Consider the following 20,914-nt stretch of genomic DNA (forward strand, 5'->3'; position numbering starts at 1 on the left):
AGAAGCGATTATAAAAAGGTATTTGAGCAGATTATATCGATCATAATGTTATTTCGATTATGTATAGGGAATGATGGAAAAGAAAGTGTAAGAGGGAGGAATTAATTTTGAAAAAGAAAATGATGACGGTATTCACTATTGGAGTAATGAGCTTAAGCATATTAGGGGGTGCCTCTCCTTCTGAAACATCACAAGGAAAGACAAATTACACGCAGCGCAGTAAAGAACAATTAAATAATGGGAAGATACATGCGGTGCATACAGAAGAAAAGGCGGAGAATCTAGGTATTGAAACGGAAGGGAAAGAACAAATTACGCTAGAAAAAGAAATTCATGAGACGGAAATAGGAAGAGAAGCTGAACAGTTAGGAATTTCGATTGAAGGAAAAGACGTTGGAACTCTTTCAGAAGAAATCTATGAAACAAAAGTGAAGCAAGAAGCGTTAAAGCTAGGCATATCTATAGAGAATACAACGATTGTAAATTTAATTGATCAAATTAATACGATTAAAATTAATGATGAAGCGGATAAATTAGGCATTTCGACAAATGGAAAAGAAATAGAAGACATTGCGGAAGAAATCTATGGAACGAAAGTAAGAGAGGAAGCAGGGAAGTTAGGTATTTCACAAAAAGGAAAAGAGATAGAAACGTTAGCGCAAGAAGTGTACGAACAAAAAGTGCAGGAAGAAGCAAAAAAATATCATATTGATTTGTATGGTAAAGATATATATCAAGTATTAAGCGAAATTAATGAACAAAAAGTGTTACAAATGGCAAATGAGCTTAATATGGATAAAACGAATATGAACGTTCAAGAATTAGCAGAAAAAATAAAAAAAGATCAGCCTGAAAAAGGAAAAGAACTAAATTTTGTACCGGTGATTCGCACGGATGCTGACGCGTTTTATTCTTATTTAACGAACTAAAAAGGGCGTGAGAGTGATACGGAGATGGAAGTGGTATATATGTATGGCTTTACTAGCTATAGCAGTATGGAATGTATATACAAATGGAATTACAAAGTATGTGGAGAAGTTAACATTCTTCAATATACAAAGCGGAAAAGAAGCAGATTTTAATAATAATGATGAAAAGGTCATCTTATCGAATGTACCTTTAATTCAGCAATTACCAGAACTAGATAGAGGCTGTGAAGTGACTAGCTTAGCGATGATGTTACAATATGCAGGCATTACAGTGGATAAGATGAAATTAGCAAATGAAATAAAGAAAGTTGATTTTATGAACGATGGTGTACGTGGGAATCCGAATGAAGGATTTGTTGGGAACATTTATACCTTTTCTGAATCTGGATATGGTGTATATCATGGGCCACTTTTTCAATTAGCGAAAAAGTATTTACCTAATAAAGCTGTGGATTTAACAGGGAAGAGTATAGAGGAAATATATAAGAGTGTAAAAGCAGGAAAACCGGTAGTTATGATTACAAATGCAACATTTGCGCCACTAGATGAAGATGAATTTATTACATGGGAAACAAATAGCGGAGATGTCTCTATTACGTATAATGAACATTGTGTTGTACTGATTGGATACGATAAGGAATTTGTGTATATTCGAGATCCTCTCGATGATAGCTTAGATGTAAAAGTATCGAGAGAGAGCTTTGAAAAGGCATGGATACAAATGGGTAGTCAGGCGATTAGTTATGTGAAAAGCAATTAGTAAGGAAAGAGATGTAAGGAATTGTAAGAGGTTTTTTTGTGGGTGTTTTTTGTTAAGAAATAAGAGAACTTCAGCTTATTATATAAGCTGAAGTTCTCTTATTTTTTATGATTAAATCTTTAGAAGTAGTGAATATGTAAAAATGCATAATTGACAAAAAAATTACATGTTATCATTATATATTGTTTTATATATGTTAATTGTATAAAATTACACAAGTATTCACATTACATAAAGGAGGCTTATTATGCAAAAAATATTTAACTGGGTTAAATGTATGAGTATCAAGAAAAAATTAATCATTTCATTTTTTCTTATTTTAACTATACCAGGACTTATTATCGGTGGTGTTTCATATCAAACTGCCAAAACAAATTTTGAACAACAAATTACAGGTAAAGCAAAGGAAAATATTTCTGTTTTAAATACTGTTATTTCTCAAAATATAGAAGAGAAATTTGTTGATGCGGCGTACTTTGCAGACGTCTTAACAGAGGATACATATCCAAACGGACAAGAAGAAATAGTAAGAACGAAGTTAGCGCAATATATAAAACTCCATCCAGAAGTAGAAGGTATTTATATTGGAACACAGACGGGAAAGTTTATAAGAGAACCATTTATCCAAATGGCTGATGGATATAATCCAACAGATAGATCTTGGTATAAAGAAGCACATGAAAATAAAGGGAAAGTAATTGTTACTGCACCATATCAATCAGCATCTACTAAAAATATGGTAGTGACAATTGCTAAAGAAGTAAAAGATGGTAAAGGTGTTATAGGAATTAACTTAAATTTAGATAACATCTTAAAAATTTCTAAAATGATTAACATTGGTGAAAAAGGTTATGCAGTTATTCTAGATCAAAATAAGCAAATTGTTAGTCATCCATCTAGAAAACCAGGTGCAAAAGTTACTGATCCGTGGATTAAACCAATTTATGAAGAAAAACAAGGAAATGTGTCTTATACAGAACAAGGTGATAAAAAGAATTTAATCTTTGCAACAAATGAAAAAACAGGATGGAAAGTAGTTGGAGTTATGTTCGACGAAGAAATTACCCAAGCTGCGAATCCAGTGTTTTATAAGACTTTGATTGTCATTGCTATCGCTATTGTATTTGGTAGTGTATTAATTTATTTCATTACAAAGTCTATTACAAGACCATTAAGAAAAATAGCTGACTCGGCACATAAAATTAGTAAGGGAGATTTGACAGAGAAAATTATAATCCATTCCAAGGATGATATAGGAAAATTAGGGAATTCATTTAATGAAATGTCTGCCTCTTTACAAGATGTGATTACTCAAATTAGTTTTTCAGCAGAACATGTCGCTGCATCGGCTGAAGAGTTAACAGCGAGCGTACAGCAAGCAAATGATGCGACAGATCAAATTACAATTGCAATGGAACAAGTATCAGGTGGGGCTGAATCACAAAGTCAAGGTGTTGAAGAAGGTGCGGCTACATTACAACAAGTAAATACAGCAATTCAAGATGTAACTGGAAGCGCGGAATCAATTTCTATCTCCTCATTACATGCGAGAGAAAGAGCTGAAGAAGGAGAAGAATTGGTTGAACAAACAGCAAAACAAATGCAATCTATTTCTAGATCGGTATCCGAATCAGATGCTATTATTAAACTTCTTGATGAGAAATCAAAGCAGGTAGGAGCTATTTCTGAAGCGATTCAAAACATCGCTACTCAAACGAACTTATTAGCTTTAAATGCGGCTATTGAAGCGGCAAGAGCAGGTGAACAGGGCCGAGGGTTTGCTATTGTAGCTGATGAGGTTAGAAAATTAGCGGAGCAATCAGGAGAATCATCTGGAGAGATTGCAAATTTAATTGCAGAAATTAAGGCGGATATTGAACATACTGTTAAGGCGATGGATAATGTGAATGGAGAAGTTCAACAAGGCCTTGATGTTGTAACAAAAACGAAAGCAAGTTTTACGGAAATTTTAAGTTCTACTACACATATTGTTTCTCAAGTGAATCAAATGGTAGAAACAACGAAGAGAATTGCTGGAGATGCAAATGAAGTGACAAATGCTATTGATGAAATTGCAGCGGCTGCAGAAGAAAATACAGCTAGTATGCAAAGTGTTGCTGCTTCAACAGAAGAACAAGTGAATTCAATGGAAGAAATTAGTTCAGCTTCGCAAAACTTAGCTGGGATGGCCGAAGAACTACAAGCGATGACTAGTAAATTTAAAGTATAATAACAGCAGATAAGTAAGGTGATATTATTTTCACCTTACTTATTTTTCTATTCAGCAATTAGGGGAGTCATTAACGGGATGAAAAAAAGAAAAAGTCTATGGAATTTATGGAAAACGATTACATTGTTAGTTTGTACAGTTGTAATTTTTTCTTTACTTGTGACAGACATATTAATTGGTCATAATGTAGAACGGACGACGGAGGATAGCCAAGCAGAGAAAGCAAAAACAATTGCACACATTGTGGCGAATGATTCAATTGTAATCGATGGTTTGATTGGGAAGGCAGATACTTCTGCAATCCAAACGTATACAAATAGAATATTAAAAAACACAGGTGTTCAATTTATTGTAGTTATGGACATGAATGGAATAAGAAAATCACATCCAAATCCTCAAAAAATAGGCCATCATTTTATTGGGGGAGATGAAGGGCCTGCATTGAAAGGAAAGGAACATGTATCGCTGGCAGAAGGAACTTTAGGTATTTCAATGCGAGTGTTTGTACCTGTATTTTCTGAAACAGGTGAACAACTTGGAGCGGTGGCCGTTGGTATTTCAGCAGATAATGTAAAAGAGAGAGTTAAGGAAAGTAGACATATCATTTACATTGGTGTCGGAGTTGGAGTACTAGTCGGAATTATAGGAGCAATATTGCTAGCTAGACATATAAAGAAAAGTTTATTCGGTCTTGAACCTCACAGGATAGCGAAAATTCTTGAAGAAAGAAATACGATGCTACAATCTGTAAAGGAAGGTATTATTGCTGTAGATAAAGAAGCAAATGTAACTTTAATAAATAATGAGGCAAAACGATTGTTTAAGAAAAGTGGTCTTGAAGAAGATTTTATCGGTAAAGATGTTGAGTTGTATATGCCTAATTCACGTATAAAAGAAGTATTACAAACGGGAGAGGTACAATTAAACGAAGAACAAAATATTTATGGAATTACGATTGTGACGAATCGTGTTCCTTTATATGTAAAAGGAGAAATAGTTGGTGCAATTGCAACATTTCGTGATAAAACAGAGATTAGAAAATTAGCAGAAGAATTAACTGGTATTAGGCTATATGCGGAAGCATTACGGGCACAATCGCATGAATTTATGAATAAAATGCATGTCGTATTAGGGCTTACACATATGAAGCAGTATGAAGAATTACAGAAGTATATAAGCGGTATGGTATCAGAGCATCAATATGAAATTGGTGGGGTTATGAAAAGAATAAAAAGTCCAGTATTTGCTGGCTTTTTACTTGGAAAGCTTAGCTATGCTAGAGAAAAAAATATAAAATTAATCATAAGTGAAGACTCTTACATGCCGGAAATGGATGATGAAAGTATTACTCATGAACTGATTACGATTGTCGGAAATTTAATTGATAATGCATTTGAGGCAGTGACGAATTGTGAAAAGAAGCAAGTTGAAGTTGAGATACAATATGGGGATACATTAACCATTACAGTACAAGATACGGGAAAAGGTATACAAGAAGAAATAGGGGTATTATTTACGAAAGGTTATTCCACAAAGGGAGATAACCGCGGTTATGGTTTGTATCTTGTAAAAGAAAGTATACAGCGAATAAATGGGGAAATTCATATGCATTCATTAGTAGGAAAGGGAACAACGATAACAATTGAAATACCTAAAGGTAGGGATGAGAGGCAAATATGATTAAAGTTTTAATTGTAGAAGATGACCCGATGGTAGCAATGTTAAATACGCATTATTTAGAGCAAGTAGGAGGATTTGAACTTGTTCAAGCAGTTAACTCCGTTAAAGAAGCTATAGAAGTATTAGAGGAATCACGAGTAGATTTAGTATTACTTGATATTTTTATGCCTGAAGAGACTGGGTTTGAGCTTTTAATGTATATTCGGAATCAAGAAAAAGAAATCGATATTATGATGATTTCAGCTGTACATGATATGGGGAGTATTAAAAAAGCATTACAATATGGCGTAGTAGATTATTTAATTAAACCATTTACATTTGAACGATTTAAAGATGCATTAACTATATATCGAGAAAAACTTACTTTCATGAAAGAACAACAAAAAATTAGTCAATCGGAATTAGATTCGTTAATTTTACAAAAAGAAAAAAGAGAGCCTACTGTCACTAAAGAGCTCCCGAAAGGATTAACGAAGCAAACGTTGCAATTAATTTGGCAGAAGATCGAGTCGCTGAATGGACGAGCGTTTACAACAGATGAAATGGCACAATTAGTAGGAATTTCAAGAGTTTCTATTCGAAAGTATGTAATGTTTTTGACTGAAATTGGAGTGTTAGAAAACGAAATGGTGTATCAGCATGTGGGAAGACCTGTAAGTAAATTAAGATGTGTTGATCAAAATAAAATAGGTTTTTACGTATAAGCGACTTATTATAAGTCGCTTATACTTTTTTTAATTACAAAACCAATTACAAAACTTACAAAAACTATTTTTACTATTGAAAGCGTTTTAATATTGTTATTAAGAAAACAAGGGGGTGCCATATGGGAATTCAAAAGAATGTGGAAGCGGTATCATTCGCTGAAGGAAATGAATTGAAAAGTGAATCTTTCGCTTCTAAAATTATGAACGTTAAAATCGGTGTTATACCTTTACCGTTATATGTAGTATTGGCTGCTATTATTTATGGGGCATCTGTATATAATAAATTACCAGCAGATATGATTGGTGGTTTTGCAGTTATTATGATTATGGGTATTTTCTTAGGTGACATTGGAATGAGAATTCCAATTTTAAAAAATATCGGTGGTCCAGCAATTCTCTCATTATTTATTCCATCATTACTTGTATTTTTTAACTGGATGAATCCAGCTTCAATGGAAGCTGCGACTATGTTAATGAAAAAATCGAACTTTTTATATTTATATATTTCTTGTTTAGTAGTCGGAAGTATTTTAGGAATGAACCGTAAAGTGTTAGTACAAGGTTTCGTTCGTATGTTTATTCCTTTAGTAGTAGGGACGTTAGCTTCTGTAGCAGTAGGATTATTGGTCGGTTCACTATTCGGGTTTGAAATGAAGCATACATTCTTCTTTATTATCGTACCAATTGTAAGTGGTGGTATTGGAGAAGGGATTTTACCATTGTCACTAGCGTACAGTGACATTTTAAATGAATCATCAGCAACATTCGTATCACAGCTTATTCCAGCAGCTATTATTGGGAATATGTTTGCAATCGTGAGTGCAGGGTATATGAAGCGTTTAGGTGAGAAGAGACCTGAGCTTAGTGGTAATGGTGTATTAGTGAAAACAGACAATCAAGCAGAATTATTAAAAGAACAAAATACAGAGAAGCCAATTGATTTCTCATTAATGGGAGCAGGTTTATTAATCGCATGTACGTTCTTCATCTTCGGAGGATTTGCTTCTAAGTTCATCGGTATTCCTGGGGCAATCATTATGATTTTCTCAGCAGCACTTGTGAAATACTTTAAACTAATGCCAGCAAAAATGGAGCAAGGAGCATTCCATTTATATAAATTTATTTCAAAGAACTTAACTTGGCCGTTAATGGTCGGATTAGGATTGCTATATATTCCGTTAAAAGACGTAGCAGCAGTTCTTTCTGTAGGATATGTTGTTGTTTGTGCATCGGTTGTTCTTACAATGGTAGCATCAGGTTTTCTTATAGGAAAAGTGATGAAAATGTATCCAGTTGAATCAGCGATTGTAACTGGATGTCATAGTGGTTTAGGTGGTACTGGAGATGTTGCTATTTTATCAGCTTCAAATCGTATGGAATTAATGCCTTTCGCACAAATTTCGACGCGTTTAGGCGGGGCAGCAATGGTTGTAACAGCGACAATCTTATTAACAATGTTTTCATGATCAAACAAGCTAGCTATATTCATATAGCTAGCTTGTCAAATTAAGGGGAGATTATAAGTATGTTAGAAAATCAAATTAATGAAAGATCATTGTTATTGCATAAAGAGTTGGTAGGGAAAATTGAGATTACAAGTAAAGTAGAAGTTAATACAGCGGATGATTTAAGCCTGACTTATACACCAGGTGTAGCGGAGTCTTGCAAAGCAATTGCAGCAGATGAAGAAACAGCGTATGACTATACAGCGAGAGGGAATATGGTTGCAGTTGTTTCAGATGGAACAGCAGTACTTGGTTTAGGGAATATTGGACCGAAAGCGGCTATGCCTGTTATGGAAGGGAAAAGTATTTTATTTAAAAAGTTTGCGAATGTAGATGCTTTCCCGTTATGTTTAGGGACGACGAATGTGGATGAAATCGTTACCCTTGTGAAAAATTTAGAACCTACATTTGCAGGTATTAATTTAGAAGATATTGCAGCACCACGTTGCTTTGAAATTGAAAAACGATTAAATGAAGAAACGAATATCCCTGTATTCCATGATGATCAACATGGAACAGCTATTGTCGTCTTAGCAGCTGTTATTAATGCATTAAAAGTTGTAAGTAAACAAATGGATAATGTGAAAATTGTTATTAACGGTGCGGGTTCGGCAGGAATTGCAATTGGAAAATTATTATTAAAAGCTGGTGCAAAACACATTACGTTAGTTAGCTTAGAAGGTATTGTTTGTGAAGGTGAAACATGGATGAACGAAGCGCAAATTGAAGTTTCAAAGAAGACAAATCGAGAATATGTGCGTGGAACGTTAAAAGAAGCGATTCATCAGGCTGATATCTTTATTGGCGTATCTGCGCCTAACGTATTAACGAAAGAACTTGTAAAGACGATGAATGAGAAAGCGATTGTGTTTGCAATGGCGAATCCAATTCCAGAAATCTTCCCAGAGGATGCATTAGAGGCTGGGGCAGCTGTAGTAGGAACCGGGCGCTCGGATTATGCGAATCAAGTAAATAATGTATTGGCGTTCCCAGGGATATTCCGTGGTGCGTTAGATGTGCGTGCGACTGATATTACAGAAGAGATGAAATTAGCGGCAGCATATGGAATCGCTAACATCATTACGGACGAAGAACGTAATGCGAATTATGTAATCCCGAATCCGTTAGATAAAAGAGTTGTTCCAAGTGTTGCGGAAGCTGTAGCGAAAGCAGCCATTGATTCAGGTGTGGCGCAAATTATGAAAATACCAAGTTATTAATAGCTAAAAGCAGTGCCTAAAAAGGCACTGCTTTTTTGAGATAAGAAATCAAAATAATGAAGAAGTGTAAAATTATTTATTTGTGTGTCTTCACTATTTATTTAATTCCATTGCAACTTGTTTACCATTTACTAAAACCTCAGTTACTGCTACGATCACTTCTATCATTTTTTTCATCTCTCATCTCTCATCTCTCCTTGTGTCATTTCTTACTTTAAGTATAAGAGAAGAGAGATACTTACACTATCGAAGTATACGACTTAGAATTTACATTGTTGTAAGAAAGTGTTTTAGTTTTGTCACTTTACTCAGCAGTAATTACAAACTGATCATAATATTTTTCATTCACATATATATTTAATACCCATAATCCAGATGAAGGTAGTGACATAGTGAGAGGGAGTTCGTTTGTAGTAGAATCAATTGTATTTGAAGTAGTCCAAGTTGGTTTGGAAGTTTCTTGTTGAAAGAGTATGGGTGTTGGAGTTATTGATCCTTGTTTTAGTGCAATAATAGATAGTTTTCCAGTTGGCATTTCAGGATCTAAAAAGTACCACATCATTTCATTTTTTTCATTTGCGATAATAGGACTATCAGCCATTGCGATTTTTTCTTCGATGCCTTTTAAAGGTATTTTTTCTTGTATGAAGGAGGGTGTTTCTTCCCAATTTACATCTTTTAAAACGCTAAGATGAAAGAAGGAAGGTGCATTAACTTGAGTGGATGACGTTGCGATGGCTTCTTTTTTAGGTGCTTCTGAATCAGGTTGCGCTTGTGTGCATCCAGCGATGAGAAAAGAGAAAAGTAGCATAGTTCCAATTTTTTTCATGGTGTCACACTCCTAATTTTTATTGTTAGTGTAATTGTATTTGCTAGAAAGCGGGACAATTCCTTTAAAGTATAAAAAGAGGTCGTAAGTTTTGTACGACCTCTTTTGACATTTTTTATATTTGTTCAGTTGAAAAGGTAGGTTCATTCTCCTTTTGCGGCATCGTTAAGAAAATAACAGAAAGAACGATACATACGCCGCCTAATAATTGATATGCTCCAAAGGATTCATTTAGCCAAGCGATTGAAACGATGGCAGCTACAAGTGGTTCAATGCTAGATAAAATGCTCGTTTCTGTTGCTGCTAAATATTTCAGACTACCGATATAAAGGAGGAAAGAAAGAGTGCCACTTATGATGATAAGAATAAGCATAGAAAAAGTTTTTGGTGTAAAAGTTTGTGAAAGCTGATTCCATTCAAATGAGCGATTACAAATAAGCAGGGCAATGCCACCGATTAACATCCCCCAGCCAATTACTACAGTTGTTCCGCATTCTTTAATAAGAGAAGCTGGATGAAGGGTATAAAATGCAAAGCCAATTGCTGTTAATAGGCCGAAAATAATGGCTTCTTTCGATAAAACAATATTTTCAATTGAACCGTTTGTAATAATAAAGTACGTTCCCGTTAGGGCAGTTATAATTGCGAGTAGTTGCATAGAAGCAGGGAATTTTCTTTGTCCAAATGCGACATAAATGGTAATAAGAACAGGACCTAGAAATTGAAATAATGTCGCTGTGACCGCATTACTAATATGAACTGTTTCGATAAAGGCATATTGCGCACCGAGCATGCCGAGAATAGAGAAAATAATAAGTTGTATAGAATGTCTAGGATGTTTCCAAATTTGAAATATGTTTTGTTTCTTTATAAGCAAGAAAGATAAAATAAATATTCCCGCAAGCAACAAGCGAATTGTTAAAAAATCAATTGATGATACGTTAGTATGTTGAAATAGCCACTGAATCATCGGGCCAGATAATCCCCATAAGGTAGCTCCTGAAATAATCATAATGAGTCCAATCCGTCTATTGTTGTTCATAATCATGCATCCCCTCTCGAGTATTTGATTTTTTATGTGTGACATGATACAAGGAATTATATATAACTTCTGGTACTGTAAAAAGTATCAGATTTTAGTTTTTTTAAGGGGTCAGATATTATGTTAGAATTAACGCCTAATTTAAATACGAAAAGTAAAATAGCATTGTATGTGCAATTGTATGAGTATATAAAAAAAGAGATTAAAGATGGAACGATTCCGGCTTTTACAAAATTACCTGCTAAAAGAAAGCTGGCGAGCTATTTACAAGTGAGTAAGAACACAGTAGAAGCGGCTTACGAGCAATTACTTGCAGAAGGTTATATTGAATCGGCATCGAGAAAAGGTTATTTTGTATGTAAAATTGAACAAATGATTTATGTAGAAGGGAGCGAAGCGAAAGTAGAAGAAGTATCGTTTCGGGAGGAGAACTATAAATTTGATTTCACCCAAACAGGGGTTGATACGGATACTTTTCCGTTCACTATGTACCGCAAGCTTATAAATGATGTATGGCAGCCACATAATAATGAGTTGCTTTTTCTTGGACACCCTCAAGGAGAATTGAGCTTAAGGGAGGAAATTACGAGCTATTTGTATGAATCTAGAGGTGTGCGTTGTTCAGCTAGTCAAATTGTATTAGGGGCGGGAACACAAATATTAGTGAAGTTACTTTTTCAGTTGTTGAAGGGAAGTAATTATGCAGTTGAAAACCCAGGTTATCATAGGAAAATGGTCGTTTTTGAGCAGGGAGAAAAGAAGGTTCAAATGTTGTCTTTAGATAGGGACGGAATTTGTATGGCAGATTTAGAAAATAGCGATGCAAATGTTGTATTTGTAACTCCTTCTCATCAGTTCCCATATGGAATGATTATGCCTATTACGAGAAGGATGCAGCTTTTACAATGGGCAAAGAAAGAAGAAGACAGGTATATTATTGAAGATGATTACGATAGTGAATTTCGTTATTCAGGAAAGCCAATTCCGGCACTGCAAGGGTTGGATACAGATGGGAAAGTTATTTATATGGGGACGCTATCAAAAGCTTTGTTACCCTCATTACGGATGAGTTATATAGTATTACCGAAGAATGTAATTGAAAAGTATCAAAAGGAATATTTATTTTATACGCAAAGTGTTTCAAGAATGGACCAAGAAGTGATAAGAAGGTTTTTAAATGAAGGCTATTGGGAAAAACATATTCATAAAATGCGTGTCGTTTACCGAAAAAAGAGGGATCGACTTGTTTTTGAAATAGAGAAGTATTTCTCTAATCGTGTTGAAGTGATAGGAGAAGATTCTGGATTACACATTTTATTACAAGTGCATAATGGAATGCGAGAAGAAGAACTAATTAAAGAAGCTGCAAAATATAGTATTAAAATATATCCTGTTTCTACGTACTATAAAGACGGTACTGCGCCTGAAAATGTAGTTTTACTTGGGTTTGCGATTTTATCAGAAGACGAAATTGCGAAAGCGATTCAATTATTACATAAGGCATGGTATACAAGAAAGTAAAAAACATCCTCCAAGCATGAGGATGTTTTTTATTATTTATTTTCATCTAAGAATAAGACCATATGCTCTTCGTCCCAATACTGTCCGTTATATTTCAGTGAACGTTCTTGTACACCGAATGTTTTAAAACCTAATGATTCATAAAGTTTCTTCGCACCATCGTTGCCAACAACAACATCAAGCATAACTTGTTCTACTTCTAAAGATTTAGCAAGTTCAAGACATTCTTTAATAAGTGCTTTTCCTGCTCCAAGTCCGCGTGCTTTTGGAGACACATATACAGAACCGATTTTAGCTTTATGTTCTTGTTTTACATATGGTTTCGTTTCCAGCGTTGCAACTCCGATTAATTGTCCATCTTTAAATGCACCTAGCGTATAGTTTTCATCTTGTGCTAATTTTTGTGCTTTATATTCAATCGCACACTCTTTATTAATAATATCTTCATAAGAAGAGCTGAAAGCTTCAGGGTTTTGCTTTAATCCTTCTACACGAAGTTCTAAGTAAATTTCTGCTTCGTCTTTTGTTAATACATGGATATCCAATTATATCACCCTCCAAATCTTTGCAAATGTACCTTTATTTTATATTGAAATAAGAATAATTTCAAAAGCTTAGCTTATATTAGCTGATTTTATGAACAAAATAACACCAGTAGTGTTTACTACTACTGGTGTTTTCACACGCATCTTATTCAAAAGGTAGCTCGATTCTAAAGTTTGTTCCTACTCCTAATTGGCTTGTTACTAGGATGGAACCGTTATGCAATTCTACAATTTCTTTTGCAACAGCTAGCCCGATACCTTTTCCTCCAGTAGCTCTCGTTCTGGATTTATCAACACGATAAAAACGATCAAAAATATGTGAGATATCTTCTTCAGGAATACCTTCTCCTTCATCGTCTACATTTATTGTAAAAGAATCTGTTTCCGTGAGTACACGTATCGTAATAGATGTGTTTTCTAGCGAATGTTGATAAGCATTGTGTAATAAATTTAACATAACTTGTTCCATACGTCTTTCGTCTATGCAAACTTCTAAATCATCTTTGCAATATACATGGAGTTGCATTTGTTTGTTAGTTAATGTTGTTTTTGTTTTTTCAACCATGCGTTCTAAAAATGGTTTAAGGATCACTTTTTGTTTTTTTATAACAAACTGATGTTGTTCTAATTGCACTAGCATAAATAAATCTTGGACGAGATCGGTTACACTATCTGTTTCATCCTCAATGATCTGTAAGTATTCTTCACGCTCTTCTTTCGTTAAAGAATCCCTCTTTGCTACCTTCGCATAACCTTTCATGTAGGTCAATGGAGTTAATAGTTCATGGGCAACACTAGCGAGAAATTCATTTCGTTCTTTTTTCATATAAGTCAGTTCACTAGATAAATCTTCAATCGTTTTTGCTAAGCTGCCAAGCTCATCATTCCGTTTAATCCCTAATTGAATTGGTGTATTTAATTTTGACATTTTTTCTGTTGCCCTCTTCATTTTTATAAGCGGTTCTGTAATAACACGAGAAAAAACAAAGACAGAAATAGTCGTTAAAATAATTGTCAAAACACTAATGATAAGAAATTGATTCATGAGTTTAAGTAACATATTTTCTAAGAAAGATGTCTTTAATAACATATACAACTTACCTTGAAATCCTTGAAGTTCCAGCGGGCTTACCGTTGTGATGAATTTTGATTTTTTCCAGTTCTTTTCGACGATTAATCCGCCTTTTGGAATAGGTTCTGTTTTACAAGTAAGTTGTTTCTGCATTGCCTTTGTTACGGGTTCTGAAGTGGAAATGACTTTGCCATTATCGTCCGTTATAATGATAGCTATATCAGAGTTAGCAATTGCTTCTGATTCGACTAAGTGTTCAGCTTCAGTGTTGATATCAAACTCGGGGTATACAGCACGTTTAGGCCGTTTACTGTGTTCAGCGCTTTCTGTGAGTTTCTTTTCTTTAGAATATGTATTCCACTTGGCGCGGTTTTTAATCATGCTACTATAGCGATTACCCTTTTCTAAAAGAGCAAGTGTTTCTTCCTCAATCCGCATTGTTGAAATGCTTTTGTAAAAAGATACAAAAGCAATTGTTTCAATACATAAAGCTAATATTAAAAAGTATGTCCCAATTTTAAGTGAAAGTTTACTCATTTTCTCACCATACCTTATTTCATATAAAGGGTCAGTGGTATACTATTGTCCACTGACCGAAGTAATTATTCACTTTTCCATTTATATCCGACTTTATAAACAGTTTCTAAGTAATTTTCAACTGGAAATCCTTTTTTACGTAATTTATCGCGGATATTGCGAATATGTGAATCGATTGTTCTATATTCAATGTCTGTTTCATAACCCCAAATTTTTTCAATCAAATCATCTCGGCTATAAGCACGGTTTGTATTTAGTAAAAATAGTCCAAGTAACGAAAACTCGATAGGCGTTAGTGAGATTTTTTCATCATATACTGTGACAGTATGTTTCGTTTTATCCCACTCGATACCATTGAAGCTAACAAATCCATCTTTCTTTGTACGGCGTAATATAGCCTCAATGCGTGCAACTAATACATGCTCATCAAAGGGTTTTGTAATATAGTCATCCGCGCCCATAGTGAGGCCTTTCACCATATCGTAATTTTGATTACGAGCTGTTAGCATAATAATTGGAACGTTGGAAATTTGACGGATTTGATAGCAAGTATCCCATCCATCCATATTCGGCATCATAACATCTAACAAAATAATATCGAAGTCTTTTTGTTCTATTAACTTTAGTGCTTCAAGACCAGAGGTAGCTTTCATACAAAAATAGCCACGAGGACTTAAGAACAAATCTAATAATCGTAACATGCGTTCTTCATCGTCTACTAATAAAATTTTAACCATAATCTTGTGCACCCCAAACTTTTCATTCTACTTGTATAGTTTACATGAAAATAATAAAAAACTCTTTTTATGTGATTGAGTCGAAGAGTTATTTTTCGCTTAGAGTAATTGACATAAAAAATGCACTAGTTTTGCACAACTATTTTTTATAATAGAAAACGTAGCGACACAAAATACCCTATGTTGCGACATAACGTCATGTCATTTTATTTATAAAATGACAATTCCATTCTATTGTGTATGTGAGATAGAGAGGGTTTTCGTATTCACCTCGCATCGGATAAGAAAAATTTCCTATCTCACACTTTTTTTAAAAGGAGATCATACACATGAATCCAAAAGAAGAAATTTCAAAAAAAGAAAAGCAAGATCGTAATACGGTTGTCATGTGCATTGCCGTATCTATGGTTATTATTATAAGTTGTGTAAATAAAATTTTGGGGATTTTATAATATAAAAAAGCTTATTGCTTCTTAAGAAGCAATAAGCTTTTTTCGTTATTAGGGGAATAGTTCTATATAATAAACCAAGGTAAAATTGCTAACCCAGAAGTTACAATTGCTGTAGTAAATATTAAAAGCATAGCTCGTTTGTTTTGTTTCATGTCACATTCTCCTCTACCTATCAATTGAATGCTATACGTTCATTTCATAATTGATGCCTTACTAATTAAAGTTTCACTTTATACTTTTAGTATAAGGAATGGAAAGGTTTGGTACGATCGATAAAGGTGACATGAAGATTACATTGTTGTAATGAAAAAAGCACCTTTCTTAATCAAAAGGTGCTTTTAACTATATTGAAGTATTAATCATTTAAGAATAGAACCATATGTTCCTCGTCCCAATATTGACCGTTATGTTTTAATGAACGTTCTTGTACGCCGTAAGTTTGGAAACCTAATGACTCATATAATTTTTTTGCCGCATCGTTACCAACTACAACATCGAGCATAAGTTGTTCTACATGTAATTTATCGGCATTTTCAATAATTGCTTTAATTAGAGCTCGTCCTGCTCCAAGGCCACGCGCTTTTGGGGAAACAAAAACGGAACCGATTTTAGCTTTATGTTCTTGTTTAATGAAAGGCTTTGTTTCTAAAGTAGAAATGCCGATTAAATCGTTATCTTTGAAGACCCCTAGAGTATACTTATCCGGATTGCTTAATCGTTTTGCCATAGCAGCTACAGGATCCTCATGTTTAAGAACATCTTCATAAGAAGAGCTAAAAGCTTCCGGGTTCTTCGTTAAACCTTCCATACAAACTTTTAAATATATTTCTGCGTCCTCTGTCGTTAATAAGCGAATTTCCATAGTTATAACCTCCTTGGTCGATTTCAAATCAAATAAATCCATTACTTCTATAAGATTGTGTATGCGTTTTGTTAACAGTCTCTTTTAATTTGTAAAAGAATGAAAAGATATATGCTACAATGTTTTGTTTTTAATATGTAATGAAATTATATATTAACTTCATTAACTATTCAAGTGTTTAATATATTACATTTTTATAACTAAAATAACTCCTCAACCGAGGAGTTATTTTAGTTATTCGATTGATAACCATCAATTCGATGTGGATGTGTGTAAATATTGCAAGATTCATTTCTAATAAATCCTACGACTGTAATGCCTAAATCATGAGCGAGTTGTAATGCTAATTTTGTTGGAGCGGATTTAGATAGAACCATTTCACATCCGATTTTTGAAACTTTGAGTAAAATTTCGGATGAAATACGCCCACTAAATGCAATGATTTTTCCTTTAACAGATATATCGTTGCGCAAACAATGGCCATATATTTTATCTAATGCATTATGTCTTCCGATATCCATTCTTGATAGGAGGATATTGTTTCGATCACATAGCGCGGTATTGTGAACCCCGCCGGTTTGGCGAAAGGTAGTGGAAGATTGTTGTAAAGTATTCATTAAGTAAAAGCATTCTTCAGGAGTAATTTTTACATGTATATCATGTAAATCTTTTGCTTTTGCTGCATCGTTAACGAAAATAAAACCTTGTCTACCTTTTCCGCAGCAAGAAGTGATGTATCGTTTATTATATAAAGTTTGATAGAGTGGATTTACTTTTGATGATGTTACATGGACAATTCCGTTATCTTTTTGCACCCATAGCTCTTCAACATCTTTATAGGAAGCAATAATGCCTTCAGAAATTAAAAAACCAATTACCATATCTTCAATATAATTTGGTGTGCATACAACTGTTACATATTCTTCACCATTTAATTTAATAGTAATAGGAGATTCTGTAACAATCTCATCCAGTTGTTTTGAAAATGTACCAGATTGATAGCGTACAATTGTATAAGTCTCTTGCGTAGGCCCCATATTTAATTCCCCTTTTATATGTATTTCTCTCCCATATTTATCATAAAACAATGGGGAAATAAAAACACCTATTAGCAAGGAAATCACAGATTATTTTGGTTATTATTGTATATGTACGATATAATAGAACCGTAGAATAGTGATATTTTCAAGCTTTCGTAGTTATACCTTATAACATCTAGAATCGACTTCATAAGAAAAGTATTCGGGCAGAGCGTTTCAAAAATATGTACAGTAATGCGATTTTGAAAACGGATTCATAATTGTGTTGTACAGTTGGTTGTAAGGAGAGGGGAAACTATGGCAGAACAGACAGTCCGTGTAACCGTGGATGGTAAAGAATTTTCCACATCGGGTGAAAAGACGATACTACAATTATTTAACGAGAGTAATTTGGAACATCCTCAAATTTGTCATGTACCAGAAGTAGATCCAATTCAAACTTGTGATACGTGTATTGTAGAAGTAAATGGGAAGTTATTACGTGCTTGTTCAACGAAATTAGAGAACGGTATGCATATCGAAAGACAGTCCCAGCGTGCAAAAGAGGCACAGACTGAGGCAATGGATCGAATATTAGAGAATCATTTATTGTATTGTACCGTTTGTGATAACAATAATGGTAACTGTAAAGTCCATAACACGGTACATATGATGGGAATCGAAGAACAGAAATATCCGTATGAGCCGAAAGTAAGTGCTTGTGAAGTGGATATGTCACATCCGTTTTATCGGTATGATCCAAATCAATGTATTGCTTGTGGACAGTGTGTAGAAGTATGTCAAAACTTACAGGTTAATGAAACTATATCGATAGACTGGAACTTAGATCGTCCACGTGTTATATGGGATCATGGTGTAAGCATAAATGACTCATCTTGTGTGAGTTGTGGGCAATGTGTAACAGTATGTCCATGTAATGCGTTAATGGAAAAATCAATGTTAGGTGAAGCTGGATTCATGACAGGATTAAAACCAGATGTGTTAGATCCGATGATTGATTTTGTAAAGGATGTAGAGCCTGGATATAGTAGTATTTTGGCAGTTTCAGAAGTAGAGGCTGCGATGCGTAAGACGAAAGTTAATAAAACAAAAACAGTTTGTACATTTTGTGGTGTCGGTTGTTCCTTTGAAGTATGGACAAAAGATCGTCATATATTAAAAGTACAACCTGTTTCAGATGCACCTGTTAATGGTATTTCCACATGTGTAAAAGGTAAATTTGGATGGGACTTTGTAAATAGTGAAGATCGAATTACGAAGCCATTACTTCGCCAAGGAGATATGTTTGTTGAAGCTTCATGGGAAGAAGCATTAGAAGTTGTTGCTTCTAACATGCAGCATATTAAATCTCAATATGGCAGCGATGCATTTGGATTCATTTCTTCATCGAAAGTAACGAATGAAGAAAATTACCTTATGCAAAAACTAGCTCGACAAATATATGGAACGAATAATGTAGACAACTGTTCTCGTTACTGTCAGTCGCCAGCGACAGATGGTTTATTTAAAACTGTCGGTATGGGCGGGGATGCTGGAACAGTGAAAGATATAGCTGAAGCAGGACTTGTCATTATCGTTGGTGCGAATCCAACAGAAGGACATCCTGTACTTGCGACGCGTGTAAAACGTGCTCATAAATTACACGAGCAAAAACTAATTGTAGCAGACCTCCGTAAACATGAAATGGCAGAGCGTGCGGATTTATTTGTTCATCCGAGCCAAGGAACGGATTACGTATGGCTTGCTGGTATTACGAAATATATTATTGATCAAGATTGGCATGATAAAAAGTTCATAGCTGAAAACGTAAAGAATTTTGATGAATATAGCAAAATGGTAGAGAAATATACGCTGGACTATACAGAGAAAATTACAGGGATTTCGAAAGAAAATCTGAAAGAAATGGCTCGTATGGTATATGAAGCAGATGGTACTTGTATACTTTGGGGAATGGGCGTAACTCAAAATACAGGAGGAAGTACGACGTCCGCTGCAATTTCAAATTTACTACTTGTTACGGGTAACTATCGTCGTCCTGGTGCAGGTGCATATCCATTACGAGGACATAATAACGTACAAGGTGCTTGTGATATGGCAACATTACCAAACTGGCTTCCAGGTTATCAAGCAGTATCAGATGATACGCTTCGTGCTAAGTTTGAAAAAGCATATGGTACAACTATTCCGAAAGCGCCAGGATTAAATAATATTGCAATGTTACTTGCGGCAGAAGAAGGAAAACTACGTGGTATGTATGTCATGGGTGAAGAAATGGCTTTAGTCGATTCAAATGCGAACCATGTACAACATATTTTATCGAATTTAGACTTCCTCGTTGTTCAAGATATGTTCTTATCAAAAACAGCTCGTTTTGCTGATGTTATTTTACCGGCAGCACCAAGCTTAGAAAAAGAAGGAACGTTTACGAATACAGAGCGCCGTATTCAAAGATTATATGAAGTATTGAAACCGCTTGGTGATTCCAAACCAGATTGGTGGATTTTGCAAAAAGTTGCTCGTGCGCTGGGCGGGAATTGGAATTACGAAAGTCCGAGTGAAATTATGGACGAAATCGCATCACTTGCACCGTTATACTCTCAAGCGACGTATGACCGTCTAGAAGGATGGAATAGTTTATGTTGGGGTAGTCATGATGGTAGCGATACACCGTTATTATATGTAGACGGATTTAACTTCCCAGATAAACTTGCTCGTTTATCATTAGATGAATGGGTACCACCGGTTGTAGCACCAGATGAGTATGATTTACTTTTAAATAATGGACGCATGCTCGAGCATTTCCATGAAGGGAATATGACGAATAAGTCGGCTGGTATTTTATCTAAAGTATCTGAAGTATTCGTTGAAATTTCACCGGAACTTGCTATAGAGCGCAATGTGAAAGATGGTGGTCTTGTGGAATTAGCATCACCATTTGGGAAAATTAAAGTACAAGCGCTTATTACAGATCGTGTAACGGGGAAAGAGCTATATTTACCGATGCATGCAACGATAAATGAAGAAGCGATTAATATTTTAACTGGGACGGCAACAGACATTTATACGTGTACACCGGCGTATAAACAAACGATGGTGAAAATGCGTGTATTACGTGAAAAAGGAAACCGCCCGTTACCATCTTCGAACCCGCGAGATAAAAAGCGTAATCCGCAAAATGGTGTTGAAATCGAGCAAAAGTGGCAAAGAAAACAATACGTATCACTTGTGGACTAGGGGGCGGAGATA

At 34.8% G+C, this 20,914-nt stretch carries 17 protein-coding genes and 1 pseudogene; 11 read left to right on the plus strand and 7 right to left on the minus strand.

All coding sequences use genetic code 11. From position 1 onward, the window contains the following. Positions 1-107: 107 nt before the first annotated feature. From J0835_RS02985 to J0835_RS03015, 8 genes and pseudogenes are all read left to right on the plus strand, one after another. Positions 108-929: a transporter gene (locus J0835_RS02985; RefSeq protein WP_087979374.1), complete on the plus strand. Its 822-nt coding sequence runs from the start codon at positions 108-110 to the stop codon at positions 927-929. A gap of 13 nt (positions 930-942) precedes the next feature. Next, on the plus strand, positions 943-1,689 hold the full coding sequence (locus J0835_RS02990) for a C39 family peptidase (RefSeq protein ID WP_140386663.1): 747 nt from the start codon (positions 943-945) through the stop codon (positions 1,687-1,689). Positions 1,690-1,966: 277 nt separating this feature from the next. Beyond that, a pseudogene (locus tag J0835_RS29145) lies at positions 1,967-2,980 on the plus strand (HAMP domain-containing protein); the annotation flags it as partial. A 120-nt stretch (positions 2,981-3,100) separates the two neighbouring features. Beyond that, the gene (locus J0835_RS29150) at positions 3,101-3,919 is read left to right on the plus strand and encodes a methyl-accepting chemotaxis protein (protein ID WP_422495032.1); all 819 of its coding nucleotides are present in this window, start codon (positions 3,101-3,103) and stop codon (positions 3,917-3,919) included. A gap of 78 nt (positions 3,920-3,997) precedes the next feature. After that, positions 3,998-5,599: a sensor histidine kinase gene (locus J0835_RS03000; protein ID WP_087979377.1), complete on the plus strand. Its 1,602-nt coding sequence runs from the start codon at positions 3,998-4,000 to the stop codon at positions 5,597-5,599. Beyond that, a complete protein-coding gene (locus J0835_RS03005) occupies positions 5,596-6,303 on the plus strand; it encodes a response regulator (protein ID WP_087979378.1) in 708 nt (235 codons plus the stop codon). The genes J0835_RS03000 and J0835_RS03005 overlap by 4 nt, the downstream gene beginning before the upstream one ends. Before the next feature lie 122 nt (positions 6,304-6,425). Further along, the gene (locus J0835_RS03010; RefSeq protein ID WP_000512714.1) at positions 6,426-7,772 is read left to right on the plus strand and encodes a 2-hydroxycarboxylate transporter family protein; all 1,347 of its coding nucleotides are present in this window, start codon (positions 6,426-6,428) and stop codon (positions 7,770-7,772) included. 59 nt (positions 7,773-7,831) lie between these two features. Further along, positions 7,832-9,031 carry an NAD(P)-dependent malic enzyme gene (locus tag J0835_RS03015; protein WP_087979379.1) on the plus strand — a complete coding sequence of 400 codons (1,200 nt, stop codon included), beginning with the start codon at positions 7,832-7,834 and terminating at the stop codon, positions 9,029-9,031. 304 nt (positions 9,032-9,335) lie between these two features. On the opposite strand, the gene J0835_RS03020 is transcribed toward J0835_RS03015, so the two are convergent. After that, positions 9,336-9,860, minus strand: a complete 525-nt coding sequence (locus J0835_RS03020) for a DUF4871 domain-containing protein (RefSeq protein ID WP_087979380.1) — start codon at positions 9,858-9,860, stop codon at positions 9,336-9,338. A 115-nt stretch (positions 9,861-9,975) separates the two neighbouring features. Then, entirely contained in the window at positions 9,976-10,902 is a 927-nt protein-coding gene (locus tag J0835_RS03025; protein WP_087979381.1) for a DMT family transporter, read from the minus strand. Positions 10,903-11,022: 120 nt separating this feature from the next. On the opposite strand from J0835_RS03025, the gene pdxR reads away from it, so the two are divergent. Continuing rightward, on the plus strand, positions 11,023-12,423 hold the full coding sequence (gene pdxR, locus J0835_RS03030) for a MocR-like pyridoxine biosynthesis transcription factor PdxR (RefSeq protein ID WP_087979382.1): 1,401 nt from the start codon (positions 11,023-11,025) through the stop codon (positions 12,421-12,423). A 32-nt stretch (positions 12,424-12,455) separates the two neighbouring features. On the opposite strand, the gene J0835_RS03035 is transcribed toward pdxR, so the two are convergent. The 3 genes from J0835_RS03035 to J0835_RS03045 all read right to left on the minus strand — a co-directional run bounded on the left by J0835_RS03035 (position 12,456) and on the right by J0835_RS03045 (position 15,314). Next, positions 12,456-12,968 carry a GNAT family N-acetyltransferase gene (locus tag J0835_RS03035; protein WP_000351216.1) on the minus strand — a complete coding sequence of 171 codons (513 nt, stop codon included), beginning with the start codon at positions 12,966-12,968 and terminating at the stop codon, positions 12,456-12,458. 145 nt (positions 12,969-13,113) lie between these two features. Next, on the minus strand, positions 13,114-14,577 hold the full coding sequence (locus J0835_RS03040) for a sensor histidine kinase (RefSeq protein WP_087979383.1): 1,464 nt from the start codon (positions 14,575-14,577) through the stop codon (positions 13,114-13,116). Positions 14,578-14,642: 65 nt separating this feature from the next. Further along, positions 14,643-15,314, minus strand: coding sequence for a response regulator transcription factor (locus tag J0835_RS03045; RefSeq protein ID WP_063261618.1), 672 nt, complete (start codon positions 15,312-15,314; stop codon positions 14,643-14,645). A 329-nt stretch (positions 15,315-15,643) separates the two neighbouring features. Between J0835_RS03045 and J0835_RS03050 the strand changes: the two genes are divergently transcribed. Further along, positions 15,644-15,766: a hypothetical protein gene (locus J0835_RS03050; protein ID WP_001068388.1), complete on the plus strand. Its 123-nt coding sequence runs from the start codon at positions 15,644-15,646 to the stop codon at positions 15,764-15,766. Positions 15,767-16,121: 355 nt separating this feature from the next. On the opposite strand, the gene J0835_RS03055 is transcribed toward J0835_RS03050, so the two are convergent. Both J0835_RS03055 and fdhD read right to left on the minus strand, forming a co-directional pair. Further along, the gene (locus J0835_RS03055; protein WP_000405878.1) at positions 16,122-16,628 is read right to left on the minus strand and encodes a GNAT family N-acetyltransferase; all 507 of its coding nucleotides are present in this window, start codon (positions 16,626-16,628) and stop codon (positions 16,122-16,124) included. 230 nt (positions 16,629-16,858) lie between these two features. Continuing rightward, positions 16,859-17,665, minus strand: coding sequence for a formate dehydrogenase accessory sulfurtransferase FdhD (fdhD, locus tag J0835_RS03060; protein ID WP_000529227.1), 807 nt, complete (start codon positions 17,663-17,665; stop codon positions 16,859-16,861). Between the two features lie 300 nt (positions 17,666-17,965). Between fdhD and fdhF the strand changes: the two genes are divergently transcribed. Then, positions 17,966-20,902 carry a formate dehydrogenase subunit alpha gene (fdhF, locus tag J0835_RS03065; protein WP_087979384.1) on the plus strand — a complete coding sequence of 979 codons (2,937 nt, stop codon included), beginning with the start codon at positions 17,966-17,968 and terminating at the stop codon, positions 20,900-20,902. The last annotated feature ends 12 nt before the right edge of the window (positions 20,903-20,914 follow it).

The organism is Bacillus cereus group sp. Sample62 (assembly GCF_036851315.1).
Classification (GTDB): Bacteria; Bacillota; Bacilli; order Bacillales; family Bacillaceae_G; genus Bacillus_A; species Bacillus_A wiedmannii.

Bases quoted from the DNA above. Each gene is read 5' to 3' on its own strand.
- J0835_RS29150 (WP_422495032.1), top strand. From the start codon at position 3,101: ATGGAACAAGTATCAGGTGGGGCTGAATCACAAAGTCAAGGTGTTGAA.
- J0835_RS03000 (WP_087979377.1), top strand. From the start codon at position 3,998: ATGAAAAAAAGAAAAAGTCTATGGAATTTATGGAAAACGATTACATTG.
- J0835_RS03005 (WP_087979378.1), top strand. From the start codon at position 5,596: ATGATTAAAGTTTTAATTGTAGAAGATGACCCGATGGTAGCAATGTTA.
- J0835_RS03010 (WP_000512714.1), top strand. From the start codon at position 6,426: ATGGGAATTCAAAAGAATGTGGAAGCGGTATCATTCGCTGAAGGAAAT.
- J0835_RS03015 (WP_087979379.1), top strand. From the start codon at position 7,832: ATGTTAGAAAATCAAATTAATGAAAGATCATTGTTATTGCATAAAGAG.
- J0835_RS03020 (WP_087979380.1), bottom strand. From the start codon at position 9,860: ATGAAAAAAATTGGAACTATGCTACTTTTCTCTTTTCTCATCGCTGGA.
- J0835_RS03025 (WP_087979381.1), bottom strand. From the start codon at position 10,902: ATGAACAACAATAGACGGATTGGACTCATTATGATTATTTCAGGAGCT.
- pdxR (WP_087979382.1), top strand. From the start codon at position 11,023: ATGTTAGAATTAACGCCTAATTTAAATACGAAAAGTAAAATAGCATTG.
- J0835_RS03040 (WP_087979383.1), bottom strand. From the start codon at position 14,577: ATGAGTAAACTTTCACTTAAAATTGGGACATACTTTTTAATATTAGCT.
- J0835_RS03045 (WP_063261618.1), bottom strand. From the start codon at position 15,314: ATGGTTAAAATTTTATTAGTAGACGATGAAGAACGCATGTTACGATTA.
- J0835_RS03050 (WP_001068388.1), top strand. From the start codon at position 15,644: ATGAATCCAAAAGAAGAAATTTCAAAAAAAGAAAAGCAAGATCGTAAT.
- J0835_RS03055 (WP_000405878.1), bottom strand. From the start codon at position 16,628: ATGGAAATTCGCTTATTAACGACAGAGGACGCAGAAATATATTTAAAA.
- fdhD (WP_000529227.1), bottom strand. From the start codon at position 17,665: ATGGGGCCTACGCAAGAGACTTATACAATTGTACGCTATCAATCTGGT.
- fdhF (WP_087979384.1), top strand. From the start codon at position 17,966: ATGGCAGAACAGACAGTCCGTGTAACCGTGGATGGTAAAGAATTTTCC.